The organism is Bradyrhizobium campsiandrae (genome assembly GCF_014529705.1).
Lineage (GTDB): Bacteria > Pseudomonadota > Alphaproteobacteria > Rhizobiales > Xanthobacteraceae > Bradyrhizobium > Bradyrhizobium campsiandrae.
Genome location: NZ_JAANIH010000021.1, coordinates 14875 through 30707, shown reverse-complemented (window position 1 = coordinate 30707; position 15833 = coordinate 14875). Strand labels below are relative to the sequence as shown.

The 15833-nt window shown below is 65.3% G+C and carries 15 protein-coding genes; 5 read left to right on the top strand and 10 right to left on the bottom strand.

Going from position 1 to position 15833, the window contains the following annotated elements:
* Positions 1-64: 64 nt before the first annotated feature.
* From G8O24_RS17375 to G8O24_RS17355, 5 genes are all read right to left on the bottom strand, one after another.
* Positions 65-931 (bottom strand): efflux RND transporter periplasmic adaptor subunit, encoded by an 867-nt coding sequence (locus G8O24_RS17375; protein ID WP_188101317.1) that lies wholly within the window; start codon positions 929-931, stop codon positions 65-67.
* The gene (locus tag G8O24_RS17370; RefSeq protein ID WP_188101315.1) at positions 928-1134 is read right to left on the bottom strand and encodes a DUF1656 domain-containing protein; all 207 of its coding nucleotides are present in this window, start codon (positions 1132-1134) and stop codon (positions 928-930) included. The genes G8O24_RS17375 and G8O24_RS17370 overlap by 4 nt, the downstream gene beginning before the upstream one ends.
* Entirely contained in the window at positions 1131-3182 is a 2052-nt protein-coding gene (locus tag G8O24_RS17365; RefSeq protein WP_188101313.1) for an FUSC family protein, read from the bottom strand. Before G8O24_RS17365 ends, G8O24_RS17370 begins: the two co-directional genes overlap by 4 nt.
* Position 3183: 1 nt before the next feature.
* The gene (locus tag G8O24_RS17360) at positions 3184-3657 is read right to left on the bottom strand and encodes a MarR family winged helix-turn-helix transcriptional regulator (protein WP_188101311.1); all 474 of its coding nucleotides are present in this window, start codon (positions 3655-3657) and stop codon (positions 3184-3186) included.
* A 144-nt stretch (positions 3658-3801) separates the two neighbouring features.
* Positions 3802-4710 carry an amino acid ABC transporter substrate-binding protein gene (locus G8O24_RS17355; protein ID WP_188101309.1) on the bottom strand — a complete coding sequence of 303 codons (909 nt, stop codon included), beginning with the start codon at positions 4708-4710 and terminating at the stop codon, positions 3802-3804.
* 192 nt (positions 4711-4902) lie between these two features.
* On the opposite strand from G8O24_RS17355, the gene G8O24_RS17350 reads away from it, so the two are divergent.
* The 3 genes from G8O24_RS17350 to G8O24_RS17340 all read left to right on the top strand — a co-directional run bounded on the left by G8O24_RS17350 (position 4903) and on the right by G8O24_RS17340 (position 7868).
* The gene (locus G8O24_RS17350; protein ID WP_188101307.1) at positions 4903-6144 is read left to right on the top strand and encodes an amidohydrolase family protein; all 1242 of its coding nucleotides are present in this window, start codon (positions 4903-4905) and stop codon (positions 6142-6144) included.
* A 45-nt stretch (positions 6145-6189) separates the two neighbouring features.
* Positions 6190-7395 (top strand): amidohydrolase family protein, encoded by a 1206-nt coding sequence (locus G8O24_RS17345; protein ID WP_188101306.1) that lies wholly within the window; start codon positions 6190-6192, stop codon positions 7393-7395.
* 149 nt (positions 7396-7544) lie between these two features.
* A complete protein-coding gene (locus tag G8O24_RS17340) occupies positions 7545-7868 on the top strand; it encodes a hypothetical protein (protein ID WP_188101304.1) in 324 nt (107 codons plus the stop codon).
* A 9-nt stretch (positions 7869-7877) separates the two neighbouring features.
* Here the strand turns inward: G8O24_RS17340 and G8O24_RS17335 are convergent, their stop codons facing one another.
* The 3 genes from G8O24_RS17335 to G8O24_RS17325 form a co-directional block, all read right to left on the bottom strand.
* Positions 7878-8798, bottom strand: a complete 921-nt coding sequence (locus G8O24_RS17335; protein WP_188101302.1) for a DUF1932 domain-containing protein — start codon at positions 8796-8798, stop codon at positions 7878-7880.
* Between the two features lie 4 nt (positions 8799-8802).
* Positions 8803-10113 carry a C4-dicarboxylate transporter DctA gene (dctA, locus tag G8O24_RS17330; RefSeq protein WP_188101300.1) on the bottom strand — a complete coding sequence of 437 codons (1311 nt, stop codon included), beginning with the start codon at positions 10111-10113 and terminating at the stop codon, positions 8803-8805.
* A gap of 133 nt (positions 10114-10246) precedes the next feature.
* Entirely contained in the window at positions 10247-10957 is a 711-nt protein-coding gene (locus tag G8O24_RS17325) for a TetR/AcrR family transcriptional regulator (RefSeq protein WP_188101298.1), read from the bottom strand.
* A gap of 116 nt (positions 10958-11073) precedes the next feature.
* On the opposite strand from G8O24_RS17325, the gene G8O24_RS17320 reads away from it, so the two are divergent.
* Positions 11074-12054 carry a tripartite tricarboxylate transporter substrate binding protein gene (locus G8O24_RS17320; RefSeq protein WP_188101296.1) on the top strand — a complete coding sequence of 327 codons (981 nt, stop codon included), beginning with the start codon at positions 11074-11076 and terminating at the stop codon, positions 12052-12054.
* Positions 12055-12077: 23 nt separating this feature from the next.
* Here the strand turns inward: G8O24_RS17320 and G8O24_RS17315 are convergent, their stop codons facing one another.
* Positions 12078-13223 carry a mechanosensitive ion channel family protein gene (locus tag G8O24_RS17315; RefSeq protein ID WP_188101294.1) on the bottom strand — a complete coding sequence of 382 codons (1146 nt, stop codon included), beginning with the start codon at positions 13221-13223 and terminating at the stop codon, positions 12078-12080.
* A 121-nt stretch (positions 13224-13344) separates the two neighbouring features.
* On the opposite strand from G8O24_RS17315, the gene G8O24_RS17310 reads away from it, so the two are divergent.
* On the top strand, positions 13345-14595 hold the full coding sequence (locus G8O24_RS17310) for a DUF763 domain-containing protein (protein ID WP_188101293.1): 1251 nt from the start codon (positions 13345-13347) through the stop codon (positions 14593-14595).
* Here G8O24_RS17310 and G8O24_RS17305 read toward each other — a convergent pair.
* Positions 14496-15803 (bottom strand): cytochrome P450 family protein, encoded by a 1308-nt coding sequence (locus tag G8O24_RS17305; protein ID WP_188101291.1) that lies wholly within the window; start codon positions 15801-15803, stop codon positions 14496-14498. The genes G8O24_RS17310 and G8O24_RS17305 overlap by 100 nt on opposite strands.
* Positions 15804-15833: the final 30 nt, after the last annotated feature.

Here is a 15833-nt window from a genome sequence, read left to right as displayed (position 1 = left end):
CCGGAGCCCGGCCTTCGTCCAACTCGCCCCAATCAGGCTATGGCTCGGCGCCGGAGGTCGCGGCCTAGTTCACTACCTCCACCGTCGCCGAACGTCCCGCCACCAGTGACACGTTGTCCTGCGCCGGATCGAGCGCGATGCGCACGGGCACGCGCTGGGCGAGCCGCACCCAGCTGAAGGTGGGATTGACGTTGGCGAGCAGGCTCGCGCCTTCGGCGCGGTCGCGGTCCTCGATGCCGGCGGCGATGCTCTCGACGTGACCTGTGAGCGTCCCCTTCTCGCCCATCAGGCGAACCAGCGCCTTGTCCCCAGTGCGGATGCGCGCAAGCTTCGTCTCCTCGAAATAGCCTTCGACATGCAGCGTATCGCTGTCGACCAGCGCCATCACGCCCCTGCCCGCCGTGACGTAAGCGCCGGGGCGCAGATCCATGTTGGTGATTACGCCGTTCACGGAGGCGCGGACCTCGCTGCGGTCGAGATTGAGCTGAGCGACGGCGCGATCGGCCACCGCGGCATCAAAGGCCGCCTTGGCCTGAAGCTGGGTCGCCAGGACCTGCTCCTGCTTCTGCTGCGACACTGCGTCCGTCGTCAGCGCGGTGTAGCGCTTCAGATCGGCATTGGCCTGATCCAGCGTCGCCTGGTGTCCGGCCACGGACGCATCGGCCTGCCGCAGCGCCAGCGCAAACCGCTCGCGATCGATCCGGAACAGCACGTCGCCGCGATGGACCTTCTGGTTGTCCTTGACCAGCACCTCGGTGACGAAGCCGGAGACGTCGGGCGCGACCTGCACGACGTCGGCGCGGACGCGCCCGTCGCGCGTCCAGGGCGATTCCATGTAATAGACCCAGAGCTCGCGGCCGACGCCGATCGCGGCGATCACAGCGACGATGGTCACGGCAAGCCGGCCAAGCCAGGCAAGATTTCCTTTCATGTGAGAACCTCCGAGAGATAGACGACGCCGCCGAGCAGGCAGACGAAAACAGCAAAATCAAATAGCGCGCGATGCCAGACCAGGCGGTAGAGGTCGTAGCGCTGCATGAGCCGGCGCAGGAGCGCGCTCAGCACATAGGCGAGGATGATCCAGAGCAGCAGCGCCGGCACCAGCACGCCGTAAATGTCGATCACATATCTCATGCCGCCGCACTCGCATCTGTACGCGACCGGTAAGCCGGCGCGTCCGGGAACAGACCGCGCCTGATCCCGACAAGGCCGATCAGGGCATCTTCGCGCGCGCTGTCATGCGGATCCTGCACCGCCTGGGCCAGCGCCCGGTCGACGCTGGTCAGGAGCTCGCGCGGCATGCCGCCACCCGCATAGTTGCGGCAGGCGATGGCGAGCTGGTCGAGCATGTCGTCGATGACGGAAATGGTCGATGCGGCCAGCCCGTAACGCGCGCGGCGCAGATCGATGATGTTGATGCCGATGCGGAGCTGCACGAGGCTGTCGGCGTCGCGGCGATCGCTCTCGGAGACGAAAGCGATGCGCTGCACCAGGAGCCCGAGACGGTGCAGCATCAGGCCCGCGAACTCGGCGCGGTCGCGCTTGCCCCGCCGTTCGGCGGCAATCGCGATCGTGATCCAGCCCGACAACACCAGGCGATTGGCGATCCATTCCGCCCCGACTCCGCGCGCGATCCGCGTCACCAGTTCGGCGATGAGGACGCCGACGAAGAAGGCGACCGCAGAATTGGCGTAGGAGGCAAAATCCGCGATGTAGGTCGATTGCAGCGCCAGCAGCGTCGCAGTGTTCGCTGCGAGCGCCATGCCGGTGCCCGCCGTGGCCGGCCGCGCGATCAGAAGGCCATACAGCAGGAAGGGCGGCGCCAGGGCGACGATCAGGACCTCGATATGGGAGATCGCGGGCACCAGCGCGAACAGATAGATCGCGACGACCACGATGGCGACCAGCGACCACAGGCCGAAGGCGCGGATGAAACGGGCGGGCTCGTCCTGGGCCGCGAAGAACGAGCATGCAACCGCCGCCATCATCGGCGCGGAGGCGCCATCCGGCCAGCCCGTGCCGATCCAGAAGGCGCAGCAGATCAGGATGGCGGCAGCAGCGCCCGCCGCTGACCAGAGCGCCAGGCCGCGATCCCTGTGGCGCACCGGCGCGGCGCCGGCTTCGGAATGGAAGGCGAGATCGATAGTGGACACGCTGCGGCCTTCGCCGATGGCCTCGGTCAGCGCGCGGCAGTCGCGCGACAGGTCAACCAGATCGCGCAGCCGCAACAGCAGGCTGGTGATGATGATCCGCTCCCAGGAAGCGCTGTCGTCCAGCCCTGCCTGCTGCTGTGTGATCACCCCACGGATCCGTTCGGCCGGCTGCCGCGCACTGACGTCGCTCACGATCCATTGCGCGAGATCTTCCAGCAACCGTTTCAGCTCGGGCTGCCGCCGCAGCGCATCCTCGCCCAGCGCAGCCAGGCGGTCCTCGATCGAAGCGATCACCGGCAGCAATGTCAGCATCCTGAGCCGGATCTCGCCGAGGCCGGTCACGGCGTTGCGGTCGGTCAGGCGATCATAGGCAAGATGGGTCGAGAGCGTGTCGATGTCGACGATGTCGGTCGCGAGCTTGAGGCGTTTGCCGCGGCGGCTCTCGTTGGTGCCCTCGCGCAACAACACGGCCTGGCTGAGGCGGCGCGCGTCCTCCAGCCAGCTGTCGACGCGGTGGGCCACGGCCGGGGCGACGCTGCGGGGAAACACGATGGTCGAAACCAGGCTGGCGCAGATGATGCCGAGCGAGATCTCCTCCAGCCGGGCAACCGCGGTGTCGAAGATCGCTCCGGGCTCGGATACCGAGGGAAAACCGATCAGCGCGACGGTGTATCCGGCCAGCATGAAGATATAGCTGCGCGGCGTGCCGTCGAGCAGCGACAGATAGAGGCAGAGCCCGACCCAGAGCGCAATGGCGAGGCACAGCAACTCTGGCGCATTGATCAGGTTCGGCACCAGCACCACCGTCATGATCGCCCCGACGAGCGTCCCCATGACGCGGAAGAACGCCTTCGAACTAGTGGCGCCCGCGAGCGGTTGCGAGGTGATATAGACGGTCGCCATCGCCCAATAGGGCCGCGGCAGGTCCATCGCAAGCGCGATGACGAGCGCCAGCATCGACGCGGCAAACGTCTTCAAAGCAAAAATCAGGTCCGCGTGGCGGACCAGGAACGGCTCATCTGCGCGCATGCTACTTCGCCTCTGGAGCGGCCTTGGCGTGCTGCAACCGGCCGACCCGCTGTTCGATGCGCTGAAGCGTCCCGAAGGTTATCGCAAGTTCCTCGGGCGCGATATCCTTGAGCAGGCTCGCCCGCACCCGCCGCAGGACGCGGTTGGTTTCCTCAACCTTGGCCTCGCCTGCTTTCGTCAAATGGAGCGTCTTGGCACGCCGGTCGGTCGGGTCGTCCCGGCGCTCGACCAGGCCTTCGGCCTCGAGCAGGTCGATCAGCCGGACCAGCGATGGCCCTTCGATGCCGAGCTCGTCGGCAAGGACGCCTTGACGCAAATTCTCGCCCTGGCGCGACAACACCAGCAGCGGAATCGCCGTCGCATAGGACAGGCCGTGGTCGGACAGCGCCTGGTCCGATTCGCGCCGCCAGAGGCGGGCGAGGCGCGTCACCAGCCGGCCGATTTCGCCGTGGATGAAGGCTTGCGAGGGTGCCATCGACACTCGATAGGAGCCTAATTAATAGCCCGCAACCATCATCCGATCACGAAACGGCGACCGGATCGTGACCATGAGGAGGGTTCCGCTACGCCGGCATGCCGCCGGAGCCGACACGCCGCGTGCGCGCTGGCCCCCCTCGCCTTACTTGACCAGGTAGACGTCGGGATCGGCGCTCGAACTCGGGTTCTTGAAGGCGGCGCGCAAGGCTGGCGACATCGGCACATTGTAGTTGATGCCGTTCGGCGGCGTCGGCGATTCCAGCCACTTGCGGTAGAGCACCTCGATCTCGGGGCTTGCGTAGAGCTCCGCGGTGGCGCGATCGGCCAACGCCTTGAACGGCGCGTCTTCCCTGCGCAGCATGATCCCGAAGGGCTCGGCCTTGGAGAACGTCTCCTCGCTGATCATGAACAGGCCCGGCTCCTTCGAGCGGGCAATCGCGACCGCGAGCTGGACGTCGTCGAGCGCGTAGGCCTGCGCGCGGTCGGTCTCGAGCAGCAGAAACGCCTCGGCCTGATCGACGGCCGGCATGATCTTGATACCGAGATTGCGCTCGGTATTGACCTTGGCGAGCTGATTCAGATTGACCGAGCCGGCCACCGCCGTCACCGCTTTGCCCTTGAGATCGTTGATGCTGTTGATGTTCGCGGCCTTCTTGGCGGCAAACCGCGTCGCGCTGAGAAAATGCGTGTTGGTGAACGCGACCTGCTTCTGGCGGTCGGCATTGTTGGTGGTCGCCGAGCAGTGCAGGTCGAGCGTGCCGTTCACCATCAGCGGAATGCGGTTCGACGAGGTCACCGCAACATAGTCGACGGCAATGTCGGGCATCGCGAGCTGCTTCTTCACGGCGTCGACGATCTTGAGGCAGATGTCCATGGCAAAGCCGACCGGCTTCTGGTTGCCATCCAGGTAGCTGAACGGCACCGACGCCTCCTGATAGCCAAGCGTGATCTTCTTGGTCTCCTTCACCTTCAAAAGCGTGCCCGAGAGATCTTCAGCTGAAGCAGCACCTGCAAGACATGTGACGGCCAGAAGAACGGCGGGTAGACGCATCGGGAGCTCCTGAAAGGGGCTGCGCCGCCATGGTGGGCGCAGTCGAGGGGTGATAGCCCAGGGGCGCGCCGGCCGCCAGATCCGCTTGCGTCCAGCAGCTATCACGGCTTTCGATATGGCGGCCGCCCCTGCGTCTCCGCTACATTGCCTCTGACCTAGCACTCTCGCCGACCGCCCTTGCGATTCTCAGCCATGACCGCCCAGACCGCCTTCGACCTGATCTTCCGCAACGCCCTGTTGCGATCATCCGCCACGCCCGTCGATATCGGCGTCAAGGACGGACGCATCGCCGCGATCGAGCCCAGGCTGGCCTGCGAGGCCGTCGAGGTCGATGTTGGGGGACGGCTGGCCCTGCCCGGCTTCGTCGATACCCACATCCATCTCGACAAGGCCTGCCTGCTCGAGCGCTGCGGCCACATCCACGGCACGCTCAGTGACGCCATCCGCGCCGTCTCGGCCATGAAGCGCGATTTCGGCGCTGACGACGTCCATGCGCGCGGCGCAAAAGTGCTCGAGCGCGCCATTGCGCACGGCACGACGCGGATGCGCACCCATGTCGAAATCGACCCGCGCATCGGCTTGCGCAGCTTCGAAGCCATCAAGGCGCTCAAGCGCGACTATGCCTGGGCGATCGATCTGTCGCTGTGTGTTTTCCCACAGGAAGGCCTGACCAATGATCCCGGCGCCGAGGATTTGCTGATCCAGGCCCTGCGTGACGGCGCCGAGGCCATCGGCGGCTGCCCCTATACCGACACCGATCCGAACGCGCATCTGGCGCGCATCTTCGACCTTGCCCAGGAGTTCGATCTCGACGTCGACCTGCATCTCGACTTCGATCTCGATCCCTCCTGGTCGCATCTCGGCGAGGTCATCAGGCAAACCGAGCGGCGCAACTATGGAGGCCGCGTCGCGATCGGGCATGCCACCAAGCTCTCGGCCCTGCCGCCGGAGCGGTTGAAGGCGGCCACGGCACAATTGGCCAAGGCCGGAATCGCCGTCACCGTGTTGCCGGCGACGGATCTCTATCTGATGGGGCGTGAGGCCACCCACAACGCGCCGCGCGGCCTGACGCTCGCGCACAAGCTCGCGGGCGACGGCATCGTCTGTTCGATCGCGACCAACAATGTGCTCAATCCCTTCACGCCGTTCGGCGATGCCTCGCTGCTGCGGATGGCGAACTTCTACGCCAATGTCGCCCACGCATCCGTCGGCGACTTCGACACCTGCCTCGACCTCGTCACCGAGCTGCCGGCGCGGCTGATGAACCTCCGGGACTATGGAATCGCGGTCGGCAAGCCCGCCGATCTCGTCGTGCTCGACATCGAGGACAGCCGTTTTGCCATCGCCGAGCTGCCTGACATCCTGATGGGATTCAAGAGCGGACGGCAGACCTTTGAGCGGGCGCCGGCCCGGCTGCTTCGGCCGCGAAACTGAGCAGCGCGCAGCGATCGTTCGCAAATCGACCAACGGAGCAACCGGATGGCTTTCGACAAGATCTTCCTCAACGCCCGTTTCGACGGCGGAGCGCGCCATCACATCGGGATCAAGGACGGGCGCATCGCCGCGCTGCTGCCGGGCGATGCGCCCGCAAGCGGCACTGAAACTGTCGACCTCGGCAATGCGCTGGTCGTTCCCGGCTTCGTCGAAGGCCACATCCATCTCGATACCAGCTTCTATGGCGATGCCTGGCGCCCGCACAAGCCATGCAGCAACGGCTTCGACGTGCACGAACGCGTCGCCTTCCAGGCCCAGAACATGGCCGAAGCGGCGCCGATGGACGTGCGGGCGCGCAACCAGCTCGATCTCTGCATCATCAACGGCAGCACGCAGATGCGCAGCCACGTCATGGTCGACGGCTCGGTCGGCCTGAGATCGCTGGAGACGATCCTGCGCGTGCGTGAGGAATACAAGGGCCTGATCGACATCCAGCTCGTCGCCTTTCCCCAAAGCGGCATTTTGACGAGCCCGGGCACGCCGCAATTGCTGGATGAAGCGATCGGCCTCGGCGCGAACCTCGTCGGCGGGCTCGATCCCGCCAGTTTTGATCGCGATGTCGAGAAGCATCTCGACGTGGTGTTCGGCGTCGCGGGCAAGCATGGCGTCGACGTCGACATTCACCTGCACGACATGGGCACGCTCGGTGCCTTCGAGATCGAGCAGATCGCAGCGCGCACGCGCGCGCTCGGCATGGAAGGCCATGTCGCCATCAGCCATGCCTACGGGCTCGGCGATATCTCGGTGGACCAGCTCAAGAGCGTCGCCGACATCCTCGCCCGCTCCGGCGTCGCGATCATGACCAATGCGCCGGGCGCGCGCGCCTTCCCGCCCATCCTGCCCTTGCGCGACGCCGGCGTGACCGTGTTCAGCGGCAACGACAACATCCGCGATTCCTGGTGGCCCTATGGCGACGGCGACATGCTGCGCCGGGCGACGACGCTCGGCTATCGCTCTGGCTTCAATACCGATGAGGAATTGCGGGTCGCATTCGACCTCGTCACCGCGTCTGGCGCCAGGGCGCTGCGGCTGGAGGATTACGGCCTGCACGTCGGGGCCAAGGCCGATTTCGTCACGCTGAACGCAGGCCACGTTCCCGAGGCCGTGGTGGCGGTGCCGCAGGGCCGCGCCGTTTACAAGGCAGGTATGCTCGTTGCTTCTAACGGTAGGATTGTCGGGAAACGTTCCTGATCGTCAGCATTTTTCGCGCCGATTTGCCGGCAATTCCCCCAAATCCGAGTCCGGTAGAATCCCGGACCGTAGCCCAACGCATTGCGGTAAAGACGGCGCTAACCCTAATGGGACGTGCGCACTGACCATCTGCGTTCTCTGGGGAAGTTATGGATACGTTCAGCGCATTCAGCAGCATCGACTACCAGTCCATCCGGGCCAACACGCCCGCCGAGACTGCCCTCAAGCGATTGAACGGCATCGGCGAAGTGCTCTCGGGCCTCGACATCTCGGCGATCCAGTCGCAGCAGGACATGGCGCGCGCGCTGTGGACGCTCGATACGGCCGACAAATGCGTTCGCATGATCCTGACCGAGTTCCGGACCGAGCGCACCAAGGAGGTCCTCCGCGAGGCCAACAGCCTGATCGATTTGATCGAGGCCGCCCGAGACGAGGTCTCGAACTATCGCGACAAAGGCATGGTTCTCAGCTGATCGTGACGATCAGCTTCCGCGTTTGATTTTCGCCAGAATGCGATCCGCCTCGATGCGCCAATCGGCGCTGCGGGCGAATTCCTTCGTCCCCTTCGCGCCGAACAGGCCCTCGTCGGCGAGGTCGGCGACCCAGGCCTGACGCTCGGCGGTCCCTTGCGCCGACCACGGCGTCAGCCCCGCCTCGCGCACGGTCTCGGCCACTTCACGGACTTCTTCGGCCCGGCGGCGGCCGTGTTCGATCACGCGCTGGAAGAAATAGGCGCCCTGCTTCTCCCAATTGATGGCGGGAAAGGTCTCCGCCAGCGACGCCAGCACCGCGTCCTCGACGCCATAGGCGCGCGCGGTGGTGAAACTTTCGATCACCATGGCCTCAAGGCCCTTGATCATGATGCTGCGGCACATCTTCACCGCGGAGGAGACGCCGAGCTTGTCGCTCGCAACCTTCGCCGCAAAGCCGATCGCATTCAGCAGTGGCTCCAGCTCCCGCGCGCCGGGGCCGCCGAGCAGCAGCGGCACCTTGATGCGATATGGCGGCACGGAGGTCATCACCGCGCCCTCGACGTAACGTCCGGCGGCGCCGTCGATCAGCGCGGCCGCGCGCTGCTTGGCGCCTGGCGAGGCCGAGTTGAAATCGAGGAACCAGGTGCCTTGATTGATCGCAGCGGCGCAGGCCTTTGCCACCGGAACGGCCTGGCTCGCGGTCACGGCTGAGATGATGAAATCGGATTTTGCCGTCAGCTCGGCGTGAGAGGCTGCAAGCGTCACGCCGAACTTCGCGGCGTGCTCCTGCAACGCAGCGCCCTGCTCGCCCCCAAGCTTGATGTCGTACGCAGCGACCTTGATGTCCTGCTGGCGCAAATCTTCAGCCAGGATCCGGCCGACCTCACCATAGCCAACCAGCCCGATCTGCCACCGTCTCGGATCTGCCATCTGTTCAATCCTCGTGTCGTGTTGCCGTTGCCGGTCCGGCGCCGTCGAGCACGCGCTTCAAACGCTCGCCGTCGAGCGCGCCCTCCCATTTTGCAATCGCAATGGTCGCGACCGCATTGCCGATCAGATTGGTCGGCGTCAGCCCCTGCGACATCAGACGGTGGATGCCGAGCACCAGCGCGACGCTCGTCACCGGAATCGTGCCGGTGGCCGACAGCGTCGCCGCCAGCACGATGAACGCTGCGCCCGCGATTCCCGCGGCGCCCTTGGACGTCACCAGCAGGATCAAGAGCAATTCGATCTGCTCGGCCAGCCCGAAGGGTGTGTTGGTCGCCTGCGCCAGGAACACCGACGCCGCAGCCAGATACAGGCAAGTGCCGTCGAGATTGAAGGAGTAGCCGGTCGGGATCACCAGCCCGACCACGCTCTTCTCGCAGCCGGCCCTTTCCAGCTTGGTCAGCATCCGCGGCAGCACCGTCTCGGACGAGGTCGTGGCGATGCAGATCAGCAGCTCTTCCCAGATGTAGCGAATCAGCTTGAGCAGCGAGAACCCACAGAGTCGCGCGACCGGGCCGAGCGCCACGATGATGAAGATCACGCAGGTGAGATAGAAGCCGCCCAAGAGCTTGCCGAGCGAGGCCAGCGAGCCGACGCCGAACTTGCCGACCGTGAACGCGATCGCCCCGAACGCTCCGATCGGAGCCGCCCACATCACGAAGCCGACGACGCCGAACACCATCTTGGCGGCGATCTCGATCAAGCCGACCAGGGGCGCAGCGCGCTCACCCAGTTGCACCAGCGCAAAACCGCACAGCACGGAAATGAACAGCACCTGGAGGATATTCCCCTCGGCAAAGGCACCGACGAAGGTCGCCGGAACGATGTTCATCAGAAACGGCACGAAGCCGATCACGGCGGTCTGCTTGACATAGGGCTCGACCGCGCTGGCATTGATGCTGGCGGGATCGATGTTCATGCCGGCGCCGGGCCTGAGCACGTTGACCGCAATGAGACCGATGATCAGCGCGATCGTGGTCATGATCTCGAAATAGATGATCGCCTTGACCGCGACGCGTCCCACCCGCGCCATGTCGGCCATGTGGGCGATGCCATGCACCACGGTGCAGAAGATGATCGGCGCGATCAGCATCCGGATCGCCTTGACGAAGGCATCCCCGAGCGGCTGCATCCTGGCGCCTAGCTCGGGGCTGACGATCCCAAGCACGATGCCGGCCGCCATGGCGATGAGCACCTGAATCCAGAGCTCCTTCCACCAGGCTCGCCCGCGCGGCTTGTCGACCGCCATCGCCGTCATCAGTCGAACCCGAGCGGCGTGACCATGGCGACGATGTGCTCGAACACCCGCTTGCGCGTGTTCGGATCTGGCGACGGAATCGTCGCTGTGTACAACATCGTCATCGCTTCAACCGCCGAACGAGAGTGCTTCTTCAAGCCTTGCTGGTGACGGCCGGCCGCCGCCGTGCCGGCGCGGCCTGGTCCAGGGCCGGCGCCTGGAACGCGGCGACGGTGGCCCGCACCATCTGCTCGATGGCATTGGCGGCATCGCTGCCGTCGGCCTCGCCCCGCGACAGGCGCGAGACGCGGTCCGGCGTCACCAGCGAATAATAGAGCGCGCCCAGCAGGAAATGGCTGCGCCAGACGATGTCGGTGCGCGGAATGTGCGGCAGGCTCTCATGGATCGCGTCGATGAAGGCGTGGCTGGTATCGTCAAAGGTCTGCGCGATGATCTTTCTGGCGACTTCGTTGCCCTCGGCCGACATCACGGCGCGCAGGCGCGTGAACCGCGCCCCGCCCCCGGCGAGATCGCTGCCGGAAGTGAAGGCCGGCACCACATAGGCGCGCACGATCGCCTCCAGCCGATCCTGCAGATCGCGCACGCGCCTCGCGGCCGCAAGCAGCTCCGAACGGCGCAGATTCATCGGTCCGCAATGACGCCGGTAGATTTCCAGCAGCAGACCGTCCTTGGTCTTGAAGTGATAGGTCACGCTGCCGGGGTTGGCCCCGGCGGCCTGGGCGATATCGCGCACCGAGACGGCGTTGAATCCGTTGGTGGCGAACAGCTCCTCGGCCGCAGCGAGGATCGCCTCGCGCATGTTCGGCTTGCGGGCCGTTTCCTTGCTGGTGGGCTTGCGTACCATCCGATTTGTACTATCGTCCAAAAGATCAGGTCTCGTCAACAAAAACGATGGGCGGCATCCGGATTGGTCCTGACGACCACGGCTCGGACGCGAACGCCCTGAAGGAGTGCTGAAGCATGCTGGGTTCGAACAAGAAGATCGGCGCTTTGATGCTCGGCGCCGGTCTGCTGCTCGCGGCCAATGTCGCGCAGGCCGCCGACACTTATCCCAGCAAGCCGGTCCACATCCTCGTGCCCTACGCGGCCGGCGGGGCGGTCGACGTGCTCGCCCGCACGCTGGGCCAGGCGCTCGCGAAAAACTGGGGCCAGCAGCCGGTGATCGACAACCGGCCCGGTGCCGGCGGCATCGTCGCCTCGCAGGCGCTGACGCAGGCCGCACCTGACGGCTACACGCTGATCCTGGTCGCGAGCGGCCATCCGCTCAACCAGTTCATCTATCCGAGCGTGCCCTACGATACGTTCAAGGACTTCACCGCGATATCGGAAGTCGCCTCCTCGCCGCTTGCGATCGTTGTGGCCAAGGACAGCCCATACAAGACGCTCGGCGATCTCCTGACGGCGGCCAAGAAGGAGCCTGACAAGCTCTCCTATGGCATGTCCGGCAACGGCACCTCGGCGCATCTCGCCGGCGAGCTCCTGAAATACATGTCCGGCGCAAAGATCGTCGCAATCCCCTACAAGGGCGGGGCGCCGGCGCTCACCGCCGTCATTGCAGGCGAGATTCCCCTCAGCATCAATCCGCTTGCGGAAGCCATCGGCCAGCTCGAAGGCGGCCCGGTGCGCGCGCTCGCGGTGACCTCGGCCGAGCGGTCCAAGGCGCTCCCTGATGTCCCGACTGTCGCCGAATCCGGGGTTCCCGGCTACGACGTCTCCGTCTGGTGGGGCGTGCTCGGACCTGCAAAAATGCCGCCGGAGATCGTCGCCAAGCTCGAGACCGACCTGAAGGCGGCATTGCACGACCCGAGCGTGCTGTCGACGCTCGGCAAGATCGGCGCCGCCCCGGTCGGCTCCTCCGCCAAGGATTTTGACGCCTACATGCGCGCCGAGGCGACCAAATGGGAGCCGGTGCTGAAGGCCGCCGATATCCGCGCGCAGTGAGACTCTTCTCTTAGTTGCGTCTCCTAGTTGCGCGCGCTTGCCCGCATCGTTTCCGGCGCCGCAGAGCGCCGGAACAATTCGGTGTCGTCTCCACCGCCCTGCGGAATCAGGATGGCGCGCTCGCGCGGCAGCGCTTCGGGCATCTCGTCGCGGATGAAGGCGATCAGCTTCTCCCTGATCTCGCAGCGCAGGTCCCAGGATTGCGGCGCGTTCCGCGCGCTGACCAGCGCGCGCAGTTCGATGGTGCGCGAATCTGCGTCGATCACCTGGAGATTCACAACGGCACCGTCCCAGAGCTTCGATTCCTTCACCGCTCCCTCCAGCCAGCGCCGGATGCGCGGCACGTCGGCGCGATAATCGACATGGAACGCGATGACGCCGATCAGGGACGCCGTGTCGCGGGTCCAGTTCTGGAACGGCTTTTCGATGAAGTAGGACAGCGGCACCACCATCCGGCGCCAGTCCCATAGCCGGATCACCACATAGGTCGAAGCGATGTCCTCGACCCAGCCCCATTCGTTCTCGATGATGACGGCGTCCTCGATCCGGATCGGCTGGGTGATCGCGATCTGCAGGCCCGCGATCAGATTGCTCAGCAGCGGCCGTGCGGCTAGACCGACGATGATACCGGCGGCACCGGCGGAGGCGAACAGACTAACCCCATATTGCCTGACCGAATCGAATGTCATCAGCGCGGTCGACACCGTGATGATGACGATGATGGTATCGGTCATGCGCTTGAACACGCGCACTTGCGTCACGTGCTTGCGCGCGACGAAGTTCTCGGCGACGTCGCGAAAGTTCTGCAAATAGCGCGCCGCGCTCATGTCGACGATCCGGATCGAGATCCAGCCGATCAGCGCGATGAAGGCCACCACGAACAGGCGCGTCAGGGGGTTGCGGAACGCATCGTCCAGCGGGGCGAGCGGCAAAACCAGCGCGACGGCTGCAAGGCAGAGCGCGAGCTGGGCCGGCCCCGACGTGCGCTCGATGAAGACGCCGAGCAACGGAAACCGGGTTCCAAACGTGCGATTGAGCAGCCAGGTTGCGAGCCGATAGAACGACAGCGCGATCAGCATCGCCCCGGCGACCAGGCCGAGACCGATAAACCATGACGGTATCCACCCGAACATCTTGTCGATGTCGGTCATGACGGCTTGGCGATTCATTCATGTCCCCGCGATTGCGTTCGCGACCCAACGCGGTTTCGGCGGCTTCGCTCCCACGCTCAGTGCAATGCAGCATCCCTCTGGTGCAACCGTCGCCGAATTGCGCTATGAGTGGGCAATCATGACTCGCCGAACCGGCAGCGCCGATCTTCCCTTGCACACCGGACGAGTTCCGCCGTGGCTTGCGAGCCGCATGGCTTCGCTCGGTGCCATCGTCACGCAAGCGATCGTACATCATTACGGCCGCGATGCCTTCATGCAGCGGCTGTCGCACCCCTTTTGGTTCCAATCGTTCGGCGCCGTGATGGGGATGGACTGGCACTCCTCCGGCATCACGACATCAGTGATCGGTGCGCTCAAGCGCGGGCTCGGCCCGCTGCAGGACGAGCTCGGCATCTATGTTTGCGGCGGCCGCGGCCAGCATTCGCGCAAGACGCCGGACGAGCTGCGACAGCTCGGCGAGCGCGTCGGCTTCGACGGCGCGAAACTCACCCGCGCCAGCCGGCTGGTGGCGAAGGTCGACAGCGCCGCCGTCCAGGACGGTTTCGATCTCTATCTGCACGGCTTCTTCGTCACGGCCGACGGCAAATGGACCGTCGTGCAGCAGGGCATGAACGGCGACAAGCGACAGGCCCGCCGCTATCACTGGCATTCGGAAGCGCTGAAGAGTTTTGTCGACGCGCCCCACAGCGCGATTGACGGCCCGCAGCAGGGCGAGATCGTCAACCTCACCGACCATCGCGCCGATGTCTCGCGCGCGGCTCAGCTCGAATTGCTCGGCGATCTCGGTCCCGACCGCATTCTCTCTGAATTCGAGCGGCTCACGGGAACAGCGCCCGAGCCGGCTCAGGCGATGCTGCCGCATTTGGTCATGCCGGCGCATCACGACGTCAGGCCGAAAGACGTGTTCGCTCGCCGCTTGCACGGCACGCTCGCGGCAGCAGCCGAGCGCGGCCCAGTCGATTTCCCGGAATTGTTGCTGACGCCGGGCGTCGGCGCCCGCACCGTACGCTCGCTCGCAATGGTCGCCGAGGTCGTGCACGGCGCCCCCTATCGCTTCCGGGATCCAGCGCGTTTCTCGCTTGCCCATGGCGGCAAGGACCGGCATCCCTACCCCGTTCCGATCAAGGTCTATGACGAGACCATCCGCGTCCTGAAAGGTGCAATCCAGGGTGCCAAGCTCGGGCGCGAGGAGGAGATGCAGGCGATCAGGCGCCTCGACGATCAGGCGCGGCGGCTCGAGCGCACCGCAAGCGGGCCATCGGTCGAGGCCTATATCGCCGGTGAGCGCGAAGCCTCGCCGGATCTCGACGGCCGCTCGGTGTTCGGCTGGGAGCGCGATCTCGTCGCGTCACGCAAATCGACGGGCTGACCATCGGACGCAATCACCGGCAGTTTCGCAATTGCACGAAGGCCCGGCCGCTTGCGCCAATGGATCTGCGACGGGTCGACAGCCAGATCGAGCCGCGGCCAGCGCGTGAACAGTGCCTGCAGCGCGCAGGTCGCCTCGATCCGTGCAAGTTGATGTCCGAGACAAAAATGAATTCCCGTGCCGAACGAGATATGGCGGTTGGGCTTGCGTTCGAGGTCAAGGCGCTCGGGCGCATCGTGCACCGCCGGGTCCATGTTCGCGGCGGCAAGCATGACCATGACGCGGTCGCCCTTCTTCAAGCGCACGCCAGCGAGTTCGACATCCCGCCGCACATAACGCGGCTTTGAAAACTGCACCGGCGAGACGAAGCGCAGAAATTCCTCGACGGCGAGCGCAGCGCGGCTCCAATCCTGTTCCAGCCAGTCACGCAGGTCCGGATTGCTGAGCAGCTCGTAGACCGAGCCGCTGATCAGATGCGTCGTGGTCTCCGAGCCCGCCGCGAGCAACAGGAACACCATCGAGACCATTTCATCCGGCGAGATCTCGCCGCCCTCGCGTTCGACCTGGACCAGCTCGGCGATCAGGCCCTCGCCGCCCCGCTCGCGCGCGATCTGCAACTGCCCTTGAAGATAGCCACGCATCTTGCGGAACGCGAACAACAGGCGAAAGAAGCTGATGACGTTCGTCAGCGAGGACATCGCATTGGCCCAGGCGATGAAGCGCGGGCGATCGGCCATGGGTAGGCCAAGCAGTTCCGTGATCACCGACAGCGGCAGGATGCGCGCATAGCGCTCGACGAGATCCGCCGGGCTGCCATTGGCAAACAGCTCATCGGCCAGACCGTCGGCAATGGCGCGGATGCGTGGCTCCATCGCCACGATGGCGCGGCGGCGAAAGGCTTCGTCCACGATGTTGCGCAGCCGCGTATGGTCGGGCTCGTCCATCGTCAGCATGTTGTTGGCGATGGTCTTGACCAGCCCTGGCATCCACCAGCGCAGGCCAGCGACTTCGCCGTCTTCCTTGCGCAGCGTGAAGATGGCGCTGTCCTTCAGCACCTGCGCGGTCGCATCGTGGGCGGTGGTGATCCAGACGTCGCCGACGAGGGGGAAATGCGTGGCGACCACAGGGCCTTGCGCGCGCAGGGCCGCAATGGCCTTGGGCGGATCGCGAAAGAAGGCCTCGCTGGTGAAATCGAGGCGCGGTGTCATGGGATCACCGAGTAGTTGGTAGCACCTCAA